The sequence below is a fragment of the Rhizobiaceae bacterium genome (genome assembly GCA_023953835.1).
GTDB lineage: Bacteria > Pseudomonadota > Alphaproteobacteria > Rhizobiales > Rhizobiaceae > Mesorhizobium_G.
Genome location: JAMLJB010000001.1, coordinates 2,702,066 through 2,720,937 on the forward strand (window position 1 = coordinate 2,702,066; position 18,872 = coordinate 2,720,937).

Below are 18,872 nucleotides of genomic sequence, written 5' to 3' on the forward strand. Positions count from 1 at the left end.
ATGTGCAATGTCGACACTAGTTAACATATTTTGCCAATTATAGGCTTTAAAACCTATTATTTGCTATATTGCAGTGCAAAAATTGCATGTAAGTATTTTTGTAATGACGGTCAGCTTGACATCAGAATGAAAATGTCGACAGGTGTGCCCGCAAGCGGCGCGACCAATATGGTACGCATATCTATTAAAACGCCAGCGGGAGAAACGACATGACAACAGGATCGAGCGGCCTTTTGACGGGGACGCTGGAGCATCTGCGCCGACCACTTGTTCGCAACATCAAGGAAGGCCAGCGCATATTGGTCCTGTCCGATACCGAACATGACCCGAGGGTGTGGCAGGCGATCATGACCATTCTGGCGGACATTGGCGCGGACGCGACGCTGGCCCTTTTCAGCCGCCGACCGGCAGACTACTACGATCCGCCTGAAGCGGTCTGCGAGGCGATGATGAAGTCCGACGCCAACATCCTTGTTTCTTCAACGGGCATGCTGCACTGCCGGGCAAGCCTGCGCTCGATGGAGGCGGGAATTCCGTCGATCTGCCTCGATGGCGGCATGAAGCTGGAGTGGTTGCAGTCGGGCGCGATTTCCGACGACATGCGCCAGATCGCGGTGCGAAAGCACTATGTCGGCAAGAACGTCTTTGGCGCGGACGCCAAGATTTGCCGCGTCACCTCGAAATACGGTACCGATTTTACCTATAGCGTCGAGGACAAGATCTGGATCCCGCCGCTGCCGTCGGCGGATTTCGATCCTTACAAGATCATCAACTTCCAGAAGGACGAGAACCGTCCTGCCGGAAAGCTGTACTACTATCTGTATCCGACCGGCGAATTCAACGTGGCGCCAATCGAGGGGACGGCCAACGGCAAGCTGGTGATCGACCTCACCATGCACCATCTCGGCCTGCTCGGCAGCCCGATCGAGCTGACGATCAAGGACGGGCGCGTCATCGAGATCGAGGGCGGCGTCGATGCGCGAATCCTTCGCGATTTTCTCGCGACCTATGGCGACGAGAACGCCTATATGTGTCCCGCGGAAGCGTCCGTGGGTGTCAACGCCAAGGCTGTCGTTCGCGGCATCCAGCGCGAGGACAAGAATATCATGGGAACCATGCATTTCGGTCTCGGCACCAATGTCGACGTGGGCGGCTCGATCATGTCGAAGGTCCACATGGATGGTGTGATCCTTGAGCCGACGCTGTATGTCGACGGAGTCAAGCGGATCGAGCATGGACGCTTCCTCGTGCCGATCGAAGGCGACGCATAAGCCGCCTGGGGAGGACGCATCATGCTGTTGAACGGGGTCGCGACCGGCCAGGGGGAGCCGCTGGTTCTTCTGCACCCCATCGGCCTGGACGCTACCTTCTGGGAAGGGTTGGAGGGACTGCTCGACGGGTTTCGTGTGCTCAGGCTTGACCTGAGGGGCCACGGCCAGTCCCGCGTTTCCGGGCACCGGCCTGCGATCGCTGTCTATGCCGACGATGTCGCTGAAACGATGTCTGACCACGGCATGGAGCAAGCCGCCGTGCTCGGCGTTTCGTTCGGAGGCATGGTCGCGCAGACTTTGGCCTTGTCCCATCCGGGGCACGTATCGCGCCTGATCCTGTGCGCCTGTCCCCCGGGCATCGGGGAACCGGCTCGTGAGGCGATACGCGAACGTGGCCTGGCCGCAGAGCGCGATGGAATGGCGAGCATCGTGCCCACGACTCTCGAGCGCTGGTTCAATCCGGCGTTTCAGGACAGCCCGGTCGTCGCGCAGGTGCGCGAACGGCTGTTGACAAACGATGTACAAGGTTGGTCGGACGGCTGGAACGCCATCGCGGGTTTTGACGCCCGGCCACGCCTTAATGAAATTCGCGCCCGCACATTGGTGGTCGCGGGGGAAAATGACAAGGCCACGCCGCGCGAAGCGTCCGAGGCAATCGCAAGCGGTATAGCGGGGGCGACGATGACGGTGATCCCCGGCGCACCTCATATGCTGCAACTGGAAACAGCCGCCGCCTTCGCGCGCATCGTGCAGGATTTCTTGGGGCAAGGTGCGCAGGCGGGCAAAGGAGGCGGGTTGGAATGAGAGTTGTCTTTTTCGGCGCCTCCCACTGGCATTTCGATCTCTATTTCGTTCCGTTCAGCGACGTGCCCGGTGTCGAGCTGGTCGGCATCAGCGACCCGAACCCCGATGTGGTGAAGGAGATGTCCGCCCGTCTCGGTTGTGAAGGGGATGTCGATTTCAAGCGCCTGTGCCGCAGGCTCAAGCCGGATTTCGTTTTTGCGCTCGGACGACACATCGACATGCCCGACGAAGCGGAGTTTCTGATTGCGGAAGGCATTCCCTTCGCGCTGGAAAAGCCCTGCGGCATGACGCAGGCCGCGGTCGAAGCCATTGCGGCCAGGGCCGAGAAGAGCGGTTCGTTCGCCGCCGTTCCGCTGGTGATGCGCAATGGCGACTTCACCGATCACCTGCTGCGGCAGAAATCGGAAGAAGACTTTCACTATATGAGCTTCCGCTTCATCGCCGGTTTTCCCGCGCGCTATATCGCGGCGGGGTGCGAATGGATGCTCGACCCCGCATTGTCGGGCGGCGGCTCGACCATCAATCTTGCGGTGCATTTCTTCGATCTCGGATTGCGGCTTCTGGGTCCGGGCACGCGCGTTCTCTCCGCGACCATGGCCAACACGGCCTGGAATTTTCCCGTCGAGGACTATTCGCTTGTCACGCTCGAACGGGACGGCGCGCTGTGCGTGATCGAGACAGGCTATCTCTATCCTGCGCCGACCAGTTCCTTCGATATGCACTATGCGTTTCGCTCGCCGCATCATTACACAATCGCCCATGATCCGGGCACGGTGGAAAGCCTCGAGAACGATGGCGCCAGCCGGACATGGGAATCCGTAACCACCAACGTGCCGCACTATCGCACGTTCGTCTTCGATGTCCTCGAACGGGCAAGGACCGGCGCAAAGCCGCTGGCCTCGCTCTCCGACATGATTCCGGTAATGGGGCTGATCGAAGACGCCTATTCGAAATCCGGGCGCCCGAACTTTCACGCGCCCATGGCAAAGTGACCTGGAGGAGCGCGTCATGGCGGAAGGAAACTATGATTTTATTGTGGTCGGTGCGGGTTCTGCCGGCGCTGTCATTGCCGCGCGGCTGAGCGAAAACCCATCCTGGAAGGTGCTGCTGCTCGAAGCGGGTCCGCCGAACAAGAGCGTGTGGCTGCATGTGCCGATCGGCTTTGCCAAGCTGTTCACCAATGCCAAGTACAACTGGATGTACAGCACCGATCCGGAGCCTTACATCGACGGGCGACAGATGTTCACGCCGCGTGGCAAAACGCTTGGCGGGAGCAGCTCGATCAATGGCATGATCTACCTGCGCGGAGTGCCGACCGATTTCAACCACTGGCGCCAGATGGGCAATGCCGGTTGGGGCTACGACGACGTTCTGCCGTTTTTCCGCAAGCTCGAATCCTATGCGGGCGGCGACGACGAATATCGCGGGCGCAGCGGCCCGATCGAAGTTACCGACGCGGAATGGCGCAACGACCTGACGGAAGCCTTCATAGCCGCCGGTCGCGAGCTTGGGCTGCCGCGCAATGACGGCTTCAACGGGCCGACGCAGGAAGGCATCGGCTATTTCAACCTCTCGCAGAAGAACGGCCTGCGCAACTCGACCGCGCGCGGCTATCTCAAGCCTGCGCGCAACCGCCAGAACCTCCACATCGTGACCGATGCACTGGTCGAGCGGGTGATCCTCGACGGCAGCCGCGCGACGGGCGTGGAATACAGCGTTGGCGGTGAAAAGCGTCGGGCGTCCGCCGGCCGCGAAATCATCGTATCGGGCGGCGCGATCAACTCGCCCCAATTGCTCCAGCTTTCCGGCATCGGGCCGGGTGACCTGCTTTCCCAACACGGGATTGCCGTGCAGCACGAACTGCCGGGCGTGGGCGAGAACCTTCACGACCACTTCAACTGCAAGACATCTATCCGCGTCAGCGCGCCGCTGACCGTCAACGACCAGGTCAAGAACTGGTATCGCCGCGCGCTTGCGGGCCTGCAATATGCATTGCATCGCAACGGCGCGCTGACGGTTGCGGCGGGTGTCGTCGGCGTGTTCGCCAAGAGCAGGCCGGACCTCGAAGTGCCGGACCTTCAGGTCCACTTCTTCCCGTTTTCGGGCGACGACCTGTCGGTTGCTCCGCACACTTTTTCCGGCGTGACCGCAATCGTCAACCAGCATATCCCGCAAAGTCGCGGCCATGTGCACATCAAGTCGGCGGACGCGCGGCAAGCGCCTTCGATTCTGGTCAACTATCTGAAGGAAGAGATCGACCAGAAGACGACGGTTGCCGGGTTGAGATTTGTCCGCAGGCTATTCGGCACCGATGCGATGAAGCCGTTTTACGTGAACGAGATGAAGCCCGGGCAAAAGGTGCAGAGCGACGAAGAGCTGCTTGCCTATGCGCGCGCCAACGGCGATTCGACCTATCATCTTTGCGGTAGTTGCCGGATGGGGATGAAAACCGCGAAAATGGCCGTGGTCGACGAGCGCCTGCGCGTCCACGGGCTGGAGGGCCTGCGCGTCGCCGACGCTTCCATCATGCCGCAGATCACCTCGGCCAACACGAACGTGACCTCGATCATGATCGGCGAGAAGTGCGCGGACATGGTCAAGAGCGACGCGCGCGCCTGAGGAGTGAACCGTGTCGCTTGAGATGGGACATGGCTCCCGGATTGTGCGGGGCTTAGTCCGGTTTCTCGTGGAGGAAGAATGAAGGACAGGACAATCGGCGCGAATATGCGCAATCCGTCCGTCGATCACGACTGGCTGGCGCTTCGCCGCGAGGATGTGCTCGAACCGGACCAGCGGATCATCGACGCGCATCACCACATGTGGGATCGCCCCGGCTGGCGCTATCTGCCACCGGACATGCTGCTGGACATTCATGACGGGCACCGCGTCGTTGCGACGGTGCATGTGGAGGACGAGGCAGGCTATCGTTCCTACGGACCAGCCGACATGCGGCCTGTCGGAGAAACCGAGATCATGGCGGGCCTCGGCCATGCGTGGTCCTCGCAGGACCCGCAGGTGAACATCAATGCCGCGATTGTGGGGTATGCCGATCTCATTCTCGGCGATGCCGTGCGTCCGGTTCTGGAAGCACATATGGAAGCGGGGCAGGGCCGCTTCAGGGGCATTCGCCACATCACGGCCTGGGACGCGGACGAAACGGTGCAGACCCCGCTCGGCCCGCCACGGCGCACACTCGTCGAGGGCATGATCCCCGATCCGCGTTTCCGGCAGGGGTTCGCGCATCTCGGGCAAATGGGCCTGACTTTCGATGCCTGGGTATATCATCCGCAACTCGGCGAACTGGCCGATCTGGCGGATGCGTTTCCCCAGACGACGATCGTCGTGAACCACATCGGCGGAATCATCCGCACGGGTTCCTATCGCGACCGCCTCGATGAGACATTTGCGCAATGGCGCGCGGCTGTCTCCGACATTGCGCGACGACCGAACGTTCTCATGAAGATCGGAGGCCTCGGCATGCAGCTTTTCGGCTTCGACCTGCGCGACAGGCCAGTTCCGGCGTCGTCGGAATATCTGGCCGGAATCTGGGAGCCCTTCGCGAATCATTGCATCGAAGCGTTTGGTCCCGAACGCTGCATGTTTGAAAGTAATTTTCCGGTCGATATGGCATTTTTTACATATCGAACAATGTGGAATGCTTTCAAGCGGCTGGCTGCGGGGGCATCTTCGCACGAAAAGGATCTGATGTTCTACGAAACGGCGGCAAGGACCTATCGCCTGGCGGCGCCGCCGGACTGAGTTCCACCTCGACGCCGACACGGATGTAAGACAACGGCGCGACGCGACCGGGGCTGTGGCCTCGCTCGCGGCGCTCTTGGCTATTGCCGGTCAAACGCACTCATTATGTCGACACTAGTGACATTTTTTTGATGAAATTCCGGCGTTTTTGGCTTGACACCGCGTTATAAATGTCGACAGATGTGACGCACTGGAAGCCTGACAGGAGCCTTTGAATGGCTCCCCGCGAAGGCAAGATTGCGGGTCAAGGCGGAGGTGGCAGCGTATCTGGCGATACCCCCGGGCAGATGATGTTTCATTCTACGGGATGAGGGATGGGGGTTTGGGTTGTGACGGTGTGCTGGGTCGACCGTCGCTTAAGATTATCCGGGAGGAAGTATTGATGAAGAAGTATTCTGCGGTTCTGGGCTGCCTGCTGACCTTGTCGGCGGGCCATGCGTTGGCGCAGGACGACAATCGTCCGGTGCTGAAAATGGCTGTGCTTGAGGCGCTTTCAGGTCCCAATTCGCTGGTGGCCAAGCATATCGCCAACGCCACGCGCTATACGGTTGAAACCGAAATGGCGAAGCCCGACTACAAGGGTCCGAAGATCGAACTGAAAGAATATGACACGCAGGGTCTTTCCAACCTCGTGTCGGATCGTTTGCGCCAGGCCATCGATGAAGGCGCAAACGTGATCGTGCAGGGAAATTCCTCGGCGCTGGCCGCGCAGGTGAGCGAGGCGATTGCCCGCCACAATGCGCGCAACCCCGAACATACTGTTCTGTTTCTCAACACTGTCGCCGCCGCGATGGAGCTTACCGGTGCAAAGTGCCAGTTCTATCATTTCCGTGGATCGCCTGACGTCAGCAGCGTCATCAAAGCCATCGTGATCGGCATGAAGGATGCGGGCGCGCTCGGCACCAAGGTCTATGCCCTGAACCAGAATTATTCCTTCGGCCAGGACATCAACAAGGCGGTGAACGAATATGCCGGCATCGGCGGCTACACGGTGGTCGGCGAGACGTTGCACGAAGTGCAGAAGATTCAGGACTTTGCGCCCTATGTTGCTGCAATCGCATCGAAATCGCCAGATTCCGTGATTACCGGGAACTACGGCAACGATCTGCTGCTGTTTCTGAGAGCATCGCGCGAAGCCGGGCAGAAATATGCCCTCGGCGCGTTCCAGCTCGATGCGCCGGGCACGCTTGCGGCAGCCGGACCGAGCGCGGAAGGCGGCTTTGCGGTCAACACCTTCAATGCCGAACTCGACGCCGACAGCGCTGCGCTCGCGGAGGACTACAAGGCGAAGATCGGCGAATATCCCGTGATGGTCGCTCCCAAGACCGTCAAGAGCCTGCAGCTTTTCTTCCAGGCGCTGAACTCCCTTGCCGGTAAGGACAAGGTGACGGCTGAGGACATGGTCATTGCGCTGGAGAACACCAAGATGCAAACCAGCATTGGTGAAATCTCGTACCGGAAGGAAGACCACCAGATCATCACGCCCGTGGTCGTGTCGAAGGTCAGCAAGGATGCCAAGTACAAGGCAGATGGCACCGACATGGGCTTCAAGCCGGTCAAGGTGATCCCGGGTTCTGAAGCCATCTCCGCCGTGCAGGACAACTGCAAGATGGAACGCCCGAAAGGTCTTTAGACCCGAGGGTGGGCCGCCGGTGCATCTTTCCCGACAGGCACGGCGCTTCCCGATCGGGGGGCGCCGTTTCCCGCAAGGAAGCGCGGCGGTCGACCCTTGCTGACTTTTGTCGAAGCGATCGGACGCAACTGGCGTCCGCCACACGTCTTGCGATGTCTTCCATTCTCTGAGGCAGCGGCCGTCAGTCGATGGCGAGACGAGTGAGACTTCCTGAATTTCTTTTTTTTCGCAGTCGATCAATTCGGAGGAATGCTCAATGAAGAAGTCTTTTTTCGTGCTTGGCTGTGTATCTGTCCTGGCCACGAACCCCGCGCTCGCGCAAGACAGCGAGCCGCCCGTTGTAAAGATGGCCGTTATCGAGGCGCTGTCCGGGCCAAACTCGCTCATTGCCAATCTCATGGCGAGCGCGACAAGATATACGGTGGAAACCGAGACGGCGAAGCCTGACTACAAGGGCCCCAAGGTCGAGTTGAGGGAGTATGATACGCAAGGTCTTTCCAACCTCGTGTCCGACCGTTTGAGGCAGGCCCTCGACGATGGCGCCAACGTGATTGTCAACGGCAACTCGGCTGCGGCAGCATTGATAAGCGAAGCGGTGGTGCGCAACAACAAGCGCAACCCCGACCACACCGTGCTGTTTCTGGACACGGTCGGCGCGGCGATGGAACTGACCGGCACCAAGTGCCAGTTCTATCACTTCCGGGGATCGTCGGACGTCAGCACCGCGATCAAGGCGATCGTGCTCGGCATGAAGGATGCCGGTGCGCTTGGCACCAAGGTTTATGCCTTCAACCAGAACTATACGTTCGGACAGGACATCAACAAGGCCGTGAACGAATATGCCGGCATCGGCGGCTATACGGTTGTCGGCGAGACATTGCATGAAGTGCAGAAGATCCAGGATTTCGCGCCCTATGTCGCGGCGCTCGCGTCAAAATCGCCGGATTCGGTGATCACTGGAAACTACGGCAACGACCTCCTGCTGTTTCTGAAAGCCTCTCGCGATGCCGGGCAGAAATATGCGCTCGGCGCCTATCAGCTCGACACGCCGGGCACGCTGGCGGCAGCCGGGCCGAGCGCGGAGGGCGGTTTTGCGGTCAACACATTCAATGCCGAACTCGACGCCGACAGCGCCGCGCTTGCCGAGGACTACAAGGCCAAGACGGGCAAATACCCGGTCATGACGGCCCCGAAAACCGTGCAAAGCCTTACGCTGTTCTTCAAGGCGCTCAACTCGCTTGCGGGCAAGGACAAGGTGACTGCCGAGGACATGGCGGTGGCGCTCGAAAACACCACGATGCAGACCGGCGCGGGTGCGATCCACTATCGCAAGGAAGACCACCAGATCATTGCGCCGGTAATTGTTTCGCAGGTCAGCAAGGACGCGAAGTACAAGGTCGACGGCACCGATATGGGCTTCAAGCCGATTAAGGTGATCAATGGAGAGGACGCGGTGTCCGCGGTCCAGCCGACCTGCAAGATGGAACGGCCGACCGGTCTTTGACCCTCGGCTCAAATTTGGTTCGCTTTGACAGGATGTAGGTTCCGCCATGGAATATGTAACATTCTCCCTGCTCAACGGTCTCAGCTACGGGATGATACTGTTCCTGGTCTCGGCGGGGCTGACGCTGATATTCGGCATGATGGGCGTGCTCAACTTCGCGCACGCTTCCTTCTACATGATTGGCGCCTATGTGGGCTATGTGCTGGCGGGGACCGGCCATTTCTGGTGGGGCGTCGTCGCCGCCCCGCTGGTCTGCGGCGCGCTCGGCATCGTCATGGAGCGCTACATGCTGTCAGGCGTCCACAAGCTCGGTCACGGCCATGAACTGCTGCTGACATTCGGGGTCGCGCTGGTGATACGCGAGTTGATCCGGCTGGGTTTCGGCGACCTGTCGGTCGACTATTCGATGCCCGCCTATATGCGCTTCCCGATCCTGTCCCTTTCGGGTTCGCAATATCCGTTCTACCGCGTTTTCATGGCGCTGGCAGCGCTGGTCATCTTTCTCAGCCTCTACCTGCTGCTGGCGCGCACGCGCGTCGGCCTCGTTATTCGCGCGGCGGTTTACCAGCCTGAAATGGTGGGATTGCTCGGGCATAACGTGCCGCTTGTCCACCTCCTGGTCTTTGCCGTCGGCACCGGCCTTGCGGGGCTGGCGGGCGCAATCGCCGGGGCCTATTTCGTCACCAGTCCCACGATGGCCGCCGATGTCGGGTTGATGGTTTTCGTGGTCATCGTCATCGGCGGGCTCGGCTCGCTCGGCGGCGCGCTGATCGGCTCCCTGCTGGTAGGCCTGGTGACATCCTTCACGGCGGGCCTCGACTGGTCGCTGCTCACTCTCATTCAGGCGCTGGGCTTCAATGTTCCCGCGCCCGACGGTCCCTCGATCCTGACGGTTGAACTCTCCCAGCTTTCGGGCGCAACGCCGTTCATGCTGATGCTGCTGGTTCTGCTTGCGCGTCCAGAAGGGCTTCTGGGGAAGGGACGATGACACATAATTCGCACCCCGCTTCGGGCGTCCACAAAGGGAGCGCGCTTATGACGCCGAACGGCAAGAGCAGCATCCGTGCATTCTACTGGCTGCTGCCGATCGCCGGCATCGCGATACTTGCGGTGCTGCCCTATTATCTGTCCTCGGCCTATGTCGGCCTTGCGGCCGACGCGCTTGTGGCGGGCCTGTTCGCCATGTCCTTCAACATGCTCTACGGTCAGGCCGGAATGCTCTCCTTCGGCCATGGCGCTTATCTCGGCATCGGCACCTTTGCGGCAATCCACGCCATGCAGGCAGCGGAGACGAGCGATATCAGCATTCCGACGCCGCTCATCCCGCTTGCCGGCGGCCTCGCGGCGATGATTGTCGGATGCCTGGTCGGCCTGCTCGCGACGCGGCGAACCGGCGTTTATTTCGCGCTCATCACCGTCGCCTTCGCCCAGATCATGCTGTCGATCGCGACGCCCTTCGACCTGATTTTCGGAGGCGAGGGCGGCATCTCGGCCTGGCGTCCGGCATGGCTCGGCTTCGATTTTGGCGATATCACCCAGGTCTACTATCTGACGCTCTTTTGGGTGGTCATCTGCATCATCGCGATCCGCTACTGGATCGGCACGCCGCTTGGCCGTGCCGCCGAGGCAATCCGCGACAATGACGAGCGCCTCGCATTCCTCGGCTACGACGTGCACATCGCCAAGACCTTGATCTTCAGCCTCGCCTGCCTGTTTGCCGGCGTGGCGGGCGCGCTCATGGCCATCAACCGGGAGTCCGCGACCTATCTGGTGTTCAGCGACAGCATCTCCGCCGAAGTGGTGCTCAATTCCTTCATCGGCGGCATCGGTGTGTTCCTCGGGCCCGCGGTCGGCGCGGCGATCATGACGCTGGCGGGCAACATCGTCTCCGATATGTCGCGCTCATGGCCGCTGTATCAGGGCATCCTGTTCGTCCTGATCGTCATGTATATGCCGACGGGGATCCTCGGACTGGCGCAGGGCCAGTGGCAGATGCTCCAGCGCTACGGCCTTGCGGGCGTGCTGAAGTCGTGGATTCTCTTTGTGGTTGGCGCGGCACTCGTCGCGCTTGCGATCATCCTGGCGGTCGAGCTTGGCCATGCGGTCTTCGACACCACCCTGATCCCGGCGACCGATCAACAGGGAATTGGCGTGCTCGGTGTGACGTGGAACCCGGAAAGCCCGTTCACATGGGCGATTATTGTCGTCAGCTTCGCGGTCGGAATTTCGCTTTGCCGCTGGAGCTACAAGCTGATGACGGCGCTGGCGCAACGCCAGACGGGAGGAAGATAATGGCACAATCGGATATCGTGCTGGACATTCGCGATCTGAAGAAAAGCTTCGGCGAGATCGAGATCATTCGTGGCGTCGATCTCACCGTCAGGCGCAACGAGCGGCACGCAATCATCGGCCCGAACGGCGCGGGCAAATCCACGCTGTTCAATCTGATTTCGGGAAGGCTGAGGGCAACCAGCGGCTCCATCCTGCTGAACGGCACGCCGATCGAAACCAAGGCTCCGCACCTGATCAATCGCGCCGGCCTTGGCCGCTCGTTCCAGATCAATTCGCTCTTCCCGCAGCTTTCGACCTTCGAGCATCTTCGCTTCGGTCGGCTTTCGCGGCAGGGCATCCGCTATTCCTTCCTGCGTCCGGCTTCGTCATGGCGCGGGGCAGGCGAGGAGACGCGGTCGCTGTTGCAGGATATCGGGCTTTCGCATCGCAGCGAGGAGGCCGGCGGGAGCCTTTCCTATTCGGAGCAGCGCAGCCTCGAGATCGGCATGTCGCTTTCCACCGATCCCGACATCATCCTGCTCGACGAGCCAACCGCAGGCATGTCGCGCGACGAGACCCGGCGTGCGGTGGAACTCATTCGACGGACCACCGAGGGAAAGACGCTGCTGGTGGTCGAGCACGACATGGATGTGGTCTTTTCGCTGTGCGACGTGGTGTCGGTGCTGGTCTACGGGCAGATCATCGCCACAGGCACGCCGGAGGAAATCCGCAGCAACAGGAAAGTGCAGGAAGCCTATCTCGGCGTGGAGATCGACGAGCATGCTTGAGGTTTCAGCTTTGTGCGCAGGCTATGGCGAGAGCCAGATCCTGCAGGATTTCTCGTTCCGGATCGGAAAAGGTGAAGCGATCAGCATACTTGGCCGCAATGGCTCGGGCCGTTCGACGCTGCTTAAATCGATAATGGGGGTCCTGGTCCCATATTCCGGCTCCGTCCAGATGGAAGGGGAGGACATCACCGGGGCAAAGCCGTTCCAGATCGTGCGGCGCGGCATCGCCTATGTCCCGGAAGAGCGGCTGGTTTTCACGAATCTCACGGTGGACGAAAATCTGTCGCTCGGACGACGCTCTTCGGTGCAAGCGTCCGAGGAATGGACCGTCGACCAGATGTACGCCTATTTTCCGCGCCTTGCGGAACGTCGCGATACGCTTGCGCGGCATTTGTCAGGCGGAGAGCAGCAGATGCTGACGATGGCGCGCTCGCTCCTGACCAATCCCAAGCTCATCCTGATCGACGAACCGACCGAAGGGCTGGCGCCGAAGATCGTCGACGTGGTCATGAACGTGATCGTCGACATTCAGCGCAAGGGAATCGCGGTCATCCTTGTCGAACAGAAACTGACAATTGCACTGAAAGTCGTCGAGCGGGTTATCGTTGTCGGGCACGGCACCGTCGTCTTTGAGGGGACACCTTCGGAATTTTCAAACAACGGCGAAATCAAGCGCAAATGGCTTGAGGTTTCCTGAGCACCGAACGAGCGATACCCGGCGCGAAAGGATTTCCAATGCACGCAGATATCGTCATCAGAGGCGGAACGGTCGTCGATCCTTCCCGCGGGGATGCACACGAGGACGAAATCGTCATCGCGGGCGGCCGGATCGCCTCAGCGGCGGACTGCGAGCTTTCTCCTGAGACCGATGTGATCGACGCAACCGGATGCATCGTCACCCCGGGGCTGATCGATCATCATGCGCATGTGTTCCACGGCGGCAGCGTTCACGGCCTTGACGCCGACGTGTCGCTGTTGCCGATGGGCATAACCACGGTGCTGGATGCGGGCAGCACAGGTGTCGATGCGGCGGAATCGTTCATCAAGGGCGTTGCGCTGCAAAGCCGGATGCGCATCCTCTCCCTGCTCAACGTCTCTTCGGAGGGGCTGACGACGAGCCTCCACACGGAAGACCTCGACCCCACGAAGTTCGACAAGGGGCGTCTGAAGGAGTTTTTCGCCCGCTATCCCGAAACGGTGAAGGGCCTGAAAATTCGCTGCGGGGCCGAGATGGTCGGCGCGCTAGGACTTCGGCCCTTGGCAAAGGCTGTTGAACTGGCCGACGAATTGCGCTGCAATCTCACGGTCCACATCACCAATCCGCCCTGCGACCCCGGCGATCTTGTCGAACTTCTGCGCGCGGGCGATGTCGCCTGCCATGTCTATCACGGACTGGGGTACACGATCCTCGACGGCGACGGACGGGTGAAGCCCAAAATACGCGCGGCTCGGGAAAGGGGTGTCCTGTTCGACACCGCGGACGGCCAGAAGAACCATTCGCAAGCGGTCGCCCAAAGGGCGATTGCGGACGGTTTTCTCCCCGACATCATAAGCACCGACCTGGTCAAGTCGGGGCTGTTTCGCGACATCTCCTTCGGGCTGCCGCTGACCATGTCGAGATATATGGCCCACGGCATTTCTCTCTTGGAGGTCGTTCGCGCCTGCACGGCCACGCCGGCAAGGGTGCTGGGACTGGGCGATGGGGCAGGGACGCTTGCGCCGGGCGCCGTGGCCGACGTCGCGATTTTCGCCGTCGACCTATCCGGGCGCAGCCTGACCAATGCGCTCGGCGAAACGATGACGTTGCCGCAGATGCTCCTGCCGCAGATGACGATCCGCGAGGGCGACATCGTGTTCCGGCAATTGTCGTTCTGATCGGCGGCTATTTCAGGAACTGCCGGAAGCGTTGCAGGGAAAAGGCGAACAAAGCTGCGCCGATGACGAACATGGCGGCGAGCTGCGGCCATACCACGTCCAGCCCCGCGCCCCGGAAAAGCACCGATTGCGCAAGCATCACGAAATGCGTGTTGGGCGCTGCGAACATGATGAACTGTATGATCTCGGGCATGCTTTCGCGCGGCGTTATGCCTCCCGAAAGCAATTGCAACGGCATGAGCACCATCATAAGCAGCAGGCCGAACTGCGGCATCGAACCGGCGACGGTCGCAAGGAAAATGCCGAGGCAGGTCATGGCAAAGATATCCAAAGCGGCGCCTGCAAGAAAAAGGCCGAGAGAGCCGTTGATCGGCACGGCAAGCGCGCCCTGTACGACAAAGACGAGGCAAAGCGCTGCCGCGACCAGCACCACGAGGCCCATCGACCAGACCTTGCTGACCATGATTTCAAATGCGGTGACGGGCATCACCAGCAGGTGCTCTATGGTGCCGTGTTCGCGTTCGCGGATGAGCGCTGCGCCCGTCAGGATGATCGAGAGCATTGTGATCGAGGTGATGACGTCGGATATGGCGCCGAACCAGCCCTTGTTGAGTTCGGGATTGAAGCGCGCCCTCAGATCGAGACCGACCGCCAATGTCGCGTCCGACTTGTGCCGCGCGAGAAATTCGGAGACTTCGCCGGAGACGATCGATTGCACATAGCCGCCTCCGGTGAATGCCTGCGACATTCTGGTGGCGTCGATGTTGAGCTGGATTGTGGGCGTGTTGCCGGCAAGCAGGTCGCGTTCGAAATTCGGCGGGATGTCGAGCGCGAAAGTGTCGAGGCCGGCGTCCATGCGGCTGTCCATCTCCTGCTGCGATATGAGCCGGGGCGGCACGAAATAGGGTGGATAGAACGCGCTGACGATGCGTGTCGAGATGGCGGACTGGTCCTCGTCGACAATGGCGATCGGCGCCCTGTTAAGCGTTTCCGGCATTGCCTTGGAGGCGGTGTAGATTGCCACCGTGAATGCATAGACAATCAGGATCAGCAGCATCGGGTCGCGCAGCAGCCCGCGCAATTCCTTGACGCCCAGATGGAAGATGTTCGCCGCGCGCATCAGCGGGCCTGCTTTCTGAGGAACGCCGCGCCGAGGCTGATGAGCACCGGAACCGCGATCAGCAGCGGCACGAAGGCACTCGACAATTCCTCGAAGCCGAGCCCCTTGGAGAAGGTGCCGCGCGAAATGGTCACGAAATAGGTCGTCGGATAGATCTGGCCGATGAATGCTCCCACGCCCTGCAGCGACGAAACGGGATCGATCAGCCCGGAATATTGGGACGCGGGGATCATCGTGATGAGGGCGGTCGCGAAGATCGCCGCGATTTGGCTGTTCATGAATGTGGAGAGGAACAGGCCCATCGCGGTCGTCACGATAACGTAGAGAAGTGCTGCCGCTGCGAAAGTGGCGAAGCTGCCGGTGAAAGGCACGCCGAAGCCGTAGATGGCGAAAGCGGTCAGCAGCAGGAAATTCATCATCGCCACGACGATGTACGGAATCTGCTTGCCGAGCAGAAATTCGAGCCGGGTCACCGGCGTGACGTAAAAGTTGATGATGGAGCCGAGTTCCTTCTCGCGCACGACGCTGAGCACCGCCAGCATCGACGGTATCATCAGGAGAAGCATCGGGATCACGGCGGGCGCGATGGCGTCGAGGCTGCGGACATCGGGGTTGTAGCGGTATCGCACCTCAAGCTGGAAACTGCCTTGCGTCGCCGCCTCCCCATATGTCTCGCGGGCCTTTTGCGCGAGCCAGTCCATGTGCATTCCTTCGACATAGCCACGGACAGTTTCCGCTCGCGTCGGCATCGCCCCGTCAATCCATGCGCCGACGGCGACATCGCGACCACGTGTGAGGTCGCGACCGAAGCCCGGCGGGATTTCGAGCGCGAGGCTGATTTCGCCGTTCTCCATGCGCCGGTCCATGTCGGCATAACCGCTCAGCGGCGGCTTCTCCGTAAAGTAGCGCGAGCCTGAAAGCTGGAGCACATAGTCCCGGCTGATCGTTGTGTCGTCATTGTCGAGGACGGCGAAAGAAAGGTCTTCGACATCCATGTTGATGCCGTAGCCGATCACGAACATGAGCAGCAGGCTGCCGAGCGTGGCGAGCGTCGCCCGGATCGGATCGCGCAGAAGTTCGAGCGTCTCCCGGCGCGTGTAGGCGAACATGCGGCCGAAGTCGAAAAAGCGGGACCGCGAGGCCCTTTCCGGCGTGGGCATAAGTGCAGGCCCGGTTTCAGCAGTGGCTGCCAGCGGCGCATCGTCCGGCGATGCCGCTTCTTCAAGATAGTCCACAAACGCCGCCTCAAGGCTTGCTGCCGAACGACTGGCGACGATGGCCTCCGGCGTGTCGGTGACGAGAATCTTCCCGGCATGCATCAGCGAAATGCGGTCGCAGCGCTCGGCCTCGTTCATGAAATGCGTCGATACGAAGATCGTGACACCCTGGCGCCGCGAAAGGTCCGCGAGAATGCGCCAGAAGTTGTCCCGCGCGACGGGATCGACGCCGGAAGTCGGCTCGTCGAGGATCAATATGTCGGGCGCATGGATGGTCGCCACCGCCAGCGACAGCCGCTGGCGGATGCCGAGCGGCAGGGCGTTTGGAAGGGCGTCCATTTGGTCGGCGAGATTGAACTGACCGGCCATTTCGGCGACGCGCGCGGGAATGTCCTGCGCGGGAATGCCGAACAGGCGCGCATGCAGTTCAAGATTCTGGCGAACGGTAAGCTCTGAATAGAGTGAGAAGCCCTGCGACATGTAGCCGACGCGCCGACGCACTTCGATGTCGCGAGGGTCGACCTGCTTTCCGAAGAGCCGTGCAGTTCCGCTGCTGGCTTCCAGAAGCCCGGTCAGCATCTTCATGGTGGTGGTTTTGCCGCAGCCGTTCGATCCGAGAAAGCCGAAGATTTCGCCGCGCGAAATCTTCAAGGTGACATCGTCGACGGCGGTGAAGTCGCCAAACCGCCGCGTCAGATGCTCGGTCTCAATCGCCGTCTCGCCATCGGAGCCGGGAGGGCGGGGCGGTATGACCACTTTTCGATAGCCGTCGTGTTTTTCCGCCGGAAGCAGCGCGATGAACGCCGCATCGAGGTCGGACGTCTTCGTGCGGTGAAGGAGTTCGGCGGGCGTGCCACAAGCCAGGATGCGCGCGTCGTCCATCGCGACCAGCCAGTCGAAGCGCGCGGCCTCTTCCATGTAGGCCGTCGCCACAATCACGCTCATGCCTTCGCGGCCGGCGCGGATACGCTCGATGAGCTCCCAGAACTGGCGGCGCGACAAGGGGTCGACACCCGTCGTAGGCTCGTCGAGGATCAACAGGTCGGGGTCATGGATCAGCGCGCAACAAAGGCCGAGCTTCTGCTTCATGCCGCCCGAGAGCTTGGCGGCGGGCCGGTCCGCGAAAGGCGCGAGCCCGGTGCTTTCCAGAAGCTCCTCGATGCGGCGTTCCCGCTCCTCGCGCCGATGGCCGAAAAGCCTGCCGAAGAAGTCGATATTGTCGAACACGGACAGGGTTGGGTAGAGGTTCCGCCCGAGACCCTGCGGCATATATGCGATGCGGGGATAGGCGACATTGCGGTGCGCGGAACTGGCCATATCGCCACCCAGCACCTCGACGCGGCCCTGCTGGATCGTTCGCGCGCCCGCGATAAGCGACAAAAGGCTGGATTTGCCGACGCCGTCCGGGCCGATCAGGCCGACCATGCAGCCTGAGGGAATGTCGAGGGTGATGCCGTCGAGCGCGAGCGTGCTGCCGTAGGAAAGGGTGATGCCTTCCAGCCGGGCCGCAAAACCGCCGACCGGCGCTTCCCGGCTCATTGAAGCAGCGTTCCGTTCAGGTTGGCCGGCCAGTCGGCGTTGGGGTCGAGCATGATATAGGCCACCCCCGGAAGGCCGGTTTTCACCTGCTGGATATATTTACGCAGCAGTTCGGGCGTGATCCGCGCCTTGATCCGGAACATCAGCTTCTGCCGTTCCTCCTCGGTTTCGACTGTCTTTGGCGTGAACTGCGCCACATCGGCGACAAAGGTAGCCTTTGCCGGAATGACGTATTGCGGCGCGGCGTCGAGAACGAGTCGCACCTCCGTGCCGATCGCCACGCGCCCGGCCTGCGCCGTGGGCAGGAAGAACGTCATGTAGACATCCTCCAGGTCAACGAGGTTGAGCACCCTGCCGCCGCTGCCCAGCACTTCGCCGGGCTCGGCAACACGATACTGCACGCGCCCGTCGCGCGGGGAGCGCAGGGTCGCGTCGTCAATTTCCGTATCGATGGCTTCGATTGCGGCGCGCGCCGAATCGACCGCCGCCTCGGCGTCCACGACCAGCGCTTTCGCCGCGTTGATCGCCGCCTCGTTCGCGGCCAGTTGCGCCTCGGACGCGGCGACAGCCGCCTTTGCGCTCTGGTAGGCAGCGCGATCGTCGTCGAGGTCCTGCTGTGAGGCTGTGTTGTTCGCGGCAAGCTGCTCGGTGCGCGTCAGTTTTCGCTGCGCGGCATCCAGTTCAGCCTGACGTTGTGTGACCACCGCAGCCGCCGCCGTCTTTTCAGCCTCGCGCTGGTTGATCAGCAGCCGGGCCGTGTCCACGCCTATGGTTGCACGCTGCAACTGTGCATCCGCCTGCCTATGCTGGGCCTCAAGCTGGGCGGTGTCCATGCGGGCGAGCACGTCGCCCGCTTTGACAAGCGCGCCCTCGTCCACGAGAATTTCCTTGATGCGCCCCGGCGATTTTGCGGAGATGTCGATCTCGACCGCCTCGATGCGACCGTTGCCGCTCGCAATTCCCTCTGGAAGGGAGCCGTGCTGCGTTTGCCGCCAGACATAGTAGCCGCCGGCCAATATGGCCGCCAGCAGGCCTGCGATCAGCCATGTACGCCGCCCGCCGCTCATATGCGCACCTTCTGCGGCAAGAGG

The 18,872-nt window shown here is 61.2% G+C and carries 15 protein-coding genes; 12 read left to right on the plus strand and 3 right to left on the minus strand.

The features are described 5' to 3' along the window. Positions 1-209: 209 nt before the first annotated feature. The 12 genes from M9924_12735 to M9924_12790 all read left to right on the plus strand — a co-directional run bounded on the left by M9924_12735 (position 210) and on the right by M9924_12790 (position 13,905). Positions 210-1,271, plus strand: coding sequence for an aminopeptidase (locus tag M9924_12735; GenBank protein ID MCO5065262.1), 1,062 nt, complete (start codon positions 210-212; stop codon positions 1,269-1,271). A gap of 21 nt (positions 1,272-1,292) precedes the next feature. Then, positions 1,293-2,075, plus strand: a complete 783-nt coding sequence (locus M9924_12740; protein ID MCO5065263.1) for an alpha/beta hydrolase — start codon at positions 1,293-1,295, stop codon at positions 2,073-2,075. Then, complete coding sequence (locus M9924_12745) at positions 2,072-3,067, plus strand: hypothetical protein (GenBank protein MCO5065264.1); 996 nt, start codon at positions 2,072-2,074, stop codon at positions 3,065-3,067. Before M9924_12740 ends, M9924_12745 begins: the two co-directional genes overlap by 4 nt. A 16-nt stretch (positions 3,068-3,083) precedes the next feature. Next, positions 3,084-4,694, plus strand: coding sequence for a choline dehydrogenase (locus tag M9924_12750; GenBank protein ID MCO5065265.1), 1,611 nt, complete (start codon positions 3,084-3,086; stop codon positions 4,692-4,694). A gap of 78 nt (positions 4,695-4,772) precedes the next feature. Then, complete coding sequence (locus M9924_12755; protein MCO5065266.1) at positions 4,773-5,834, plus strand: amidohydrolase family protein; 1,062 nt, start codon at positions 4,773-4,775, stop codon at positions 5,832-5,834. A 382-nt stretch (positions 5,835-6,216) separates the two neighbouring features. Beyond that, positions 6,217-7,467: an ABC transporter substrate-binding protein gene (locus tag M9924_12760; GenBank protein MCO5065267.1), complete on the plus strand. Its 1,251-nt coding sequence runs from the start codon at positions 6,217-6,219 to the stop codon at positions 7,465-7,467. Between the two features lie 256 nt (positions 7,468-7,723). After that, on the plus strand, positions 7,724-8,971 hold the full coding sequence (locus M9924_12765) for an ABC transporter substrate-binding protein (GenBank protein MCO5065268.1): 1,248 nt from the start codon (positions 7,724-7,726) through the stop codon (positions 8,969-8,971). A 46-nt stretch (positions 8,972-9,017) separates the two neighbouring features. Then, a complete protein-coding gene (locus M9924_12770) occupies positions 9,018-9,959 on the plus strand; it encodes a branched-chain amino acid ABC transporter permease (protein MCO5065269.1) in 942 nt (313 codons plus the stop codon). After that, the gene (locus M9924_12775; protein ID MCO5065270.1) at positions 9,956-11,263 is read left to right on the plus strand and encodes a branched-chain amino acid ABC transporter permease; all 1,308 of its coding nucleotides are present in this window, start codon (positions 9,956-9,958) and stop codon (positions 11,261-11,263) included. The genes M9924_12770 and M9924_12775 overlap by 4 nt, the downstream gene beginning before the upstream one ends. Next, a complete protein-coding gene (locus M9924_12780) occupies positions 11,263-12,030 on the plus strand; it encodes an ABC transporter ATP-binding protein (protein ID MCO5065271.1) in 768 nt (255 codons plus the stop codon). The genes M9924_12775 and M9924_12780 overlap by 1 nt, the downstream gene beginning before the upstream one ends. Next, positions 12,023-12,727, plus strand: coding sequence for an ABC transporter ATP-binding protein (locus M9924_12785; protein MCO5065272.1), 705 nt, complete (start codon positions 12,023-12,025; stop codon positions 12,725-12,727). Before M9924_12780 ends, M9924_12785 begins: the two co-directional genes overlap by 8 nt. A 38-nt stretch (positions 12,728-12,765) precedes the next feature. Beyond that, entirely contained in the window at positions 12,766-13,905 is a 1,140-nt protein-coding gene (locus tag M9924_12790; GenBank protein MCO5065273.1) for an amidohydrolase family protein, read from the plus strand. Positions 13,906-13,912: 7 nt separating this feature from the next. Here the strand turns inward: M9924_12790 and M9924_12795 are convergent, their stop codons facing one another. The 3 genes from M9924_12795 to M9924_12805 are packed head-to-tail and all read right to left on the minus strand — an operon-like array spanning position 13,913 to position 18,848. Beyond that, positions 13,913-15,025: an ABC transporter permease gene (locus M9924_12795; GenBank protein MCO5065274.1), complete on the minus strand. Its 1,113-nt coding sequence runs from the start codon at positions 15,023-15,025 to the stop codon at positions 13,913-13,915. Continuing rightward, positions 15,025-17,781 (minus strand): ribosome-associated ATPase/putative transporter RbbA, encoded by a 2,757-nt coding sequence (rbbA, locus tag M9924_12800; GenBank protein MCO5065275.1) that lies wholly within the window; start codon positions 17,779-17,781, stop codon positions 15,025-15,027. Before rbbA ends, M9924_12795 begins: the two co-directional genes overlap by 1 nt. After that, entirely contained in the window at positions 17,778-18,848 is a 1,071-nt protein-coding gene (locus tag M9924_12805) for an HlyD family efflux transporter periplasmic adaptor subunit (protein ID MCO5065276.1), read from the minus strand. Before M9924_12805 ends, rbbA begins: the two co-directional genes overlap by 4 nt. Between the last annotated feature and the right edge of the window lie 24 nt (positions 18,849-18,872).

What these genes read in the sequence shown, in the direction of transcription:
- M9924_12750 (MCO5065265.1), top strand. Translation starts at nt 3,084, where the DNA reads ATGGCGGAAGGAAACTATGATTTTATTGTGGTCGGTGCGGGTTCTGCC.
- M9924_12770 (MCO5065269.1), top strand. Translation starts at nt 9,018, where the DNA reads ATGGAATATGTAACATTCTCCCTGCTCAACGGTCTCAGCTACGGGATG.
- M9924_12795 (MCO5065274.1), bottom strand. Translation starts at nt 15,025, where the DNA reads ATGCGCGCGGCGAACATCTTCCATCTGGGCGTCAAGGAATTGCGCGGG.
- M9924_12755 (MCO5065266.1), top strand. Translation starts at nt 4,773, where the DNA reads ATGAAGGACAGGACAATCGGCGCGAATATGCGCAATCCGTCCGTCGAT.
- M9924_12790 (MCO5065273.1), top strand. Translation starts at nt 12,766, where the DNA reads ATGCACGCAGATATCGTCATCAGAGGCGGAACGGTCGTCGATCCTTCC.
- M9924_12740 (MCO5065263.1), top strand. Translation starts at nt 1,293, where the DNA reads ATGCTGTTGAACGGGGTCGCGACCGGCCAGGGGGAGCCGCTGGTTCTT.
- M9924_12745 (MCO5065264.1), top strand. Translation starts at nt 2,072, where the DNA reads ATGAGAGTTGTCTTTTTCGGCGCCTCCCACTGGCATTTCGATCTCTAT.
- M9924_12735 (MCO5065262.1), top strand. Translation starts at nt 210, where the DNA reads ATGACAACAGGATCGAGCGGCCTTTTGACGGGGACGCTGGAGCATCTG.
- M9924_12785 (MCO5065272.1), top strand. Translation starts at nt 12,023, where the DNA reads ATGCTTGAGGTTTCAGCTTTGTGCGCAGGCTATGGCGAGAGCCAGATC.
- M9924_12775 (MCO5065270.1), top strand. Translation starts at nt 9,956, where the DNA reads ATGACACATAATTCGCACCCCGCTTCGGGCGTCCACAAAGGGAGCGCG.
- M9924_12780 (MCO5065271.1), top strand. Translation starts at nt 11,263, where the DNA reads ATGGCACAATCGGATATCGTGCTGGACATTCGCGATCTGAAGAAAAGC.
- rbbA (MCO5065275.1), bottom strand. Translation starts at nt 17,781, where the DNA reads ATGAGCCGGGAAGCGCCGGTCGGCGGTTTTGCGGCCCGGCTGGAAGGC.
- M9924_12760 (MCO5065267.1), top strand. Translation starts at nt 6,217, where the DNA reads ATGAAGAAGTATTCTGCGGTTCTGGGCTGCCTGCTGACCTTGTCGGCG.
- M9924_12765 (MCO5065268.1), top strand. Translation starts at nt 7,724, where the DNA reads ATGAAGAAGTCTTTTTTCGTGCTTGGCTGTGTATCTGTCCTGGCCACG.
- M9924_12805 (MCO5065276.1), bottom strand. Translation starts at nt 18,848, where the DNA reads ATGAGCGGCGGGCGGCGTACATGGCTGATCGCAGGCCTGCTGGCGGCC.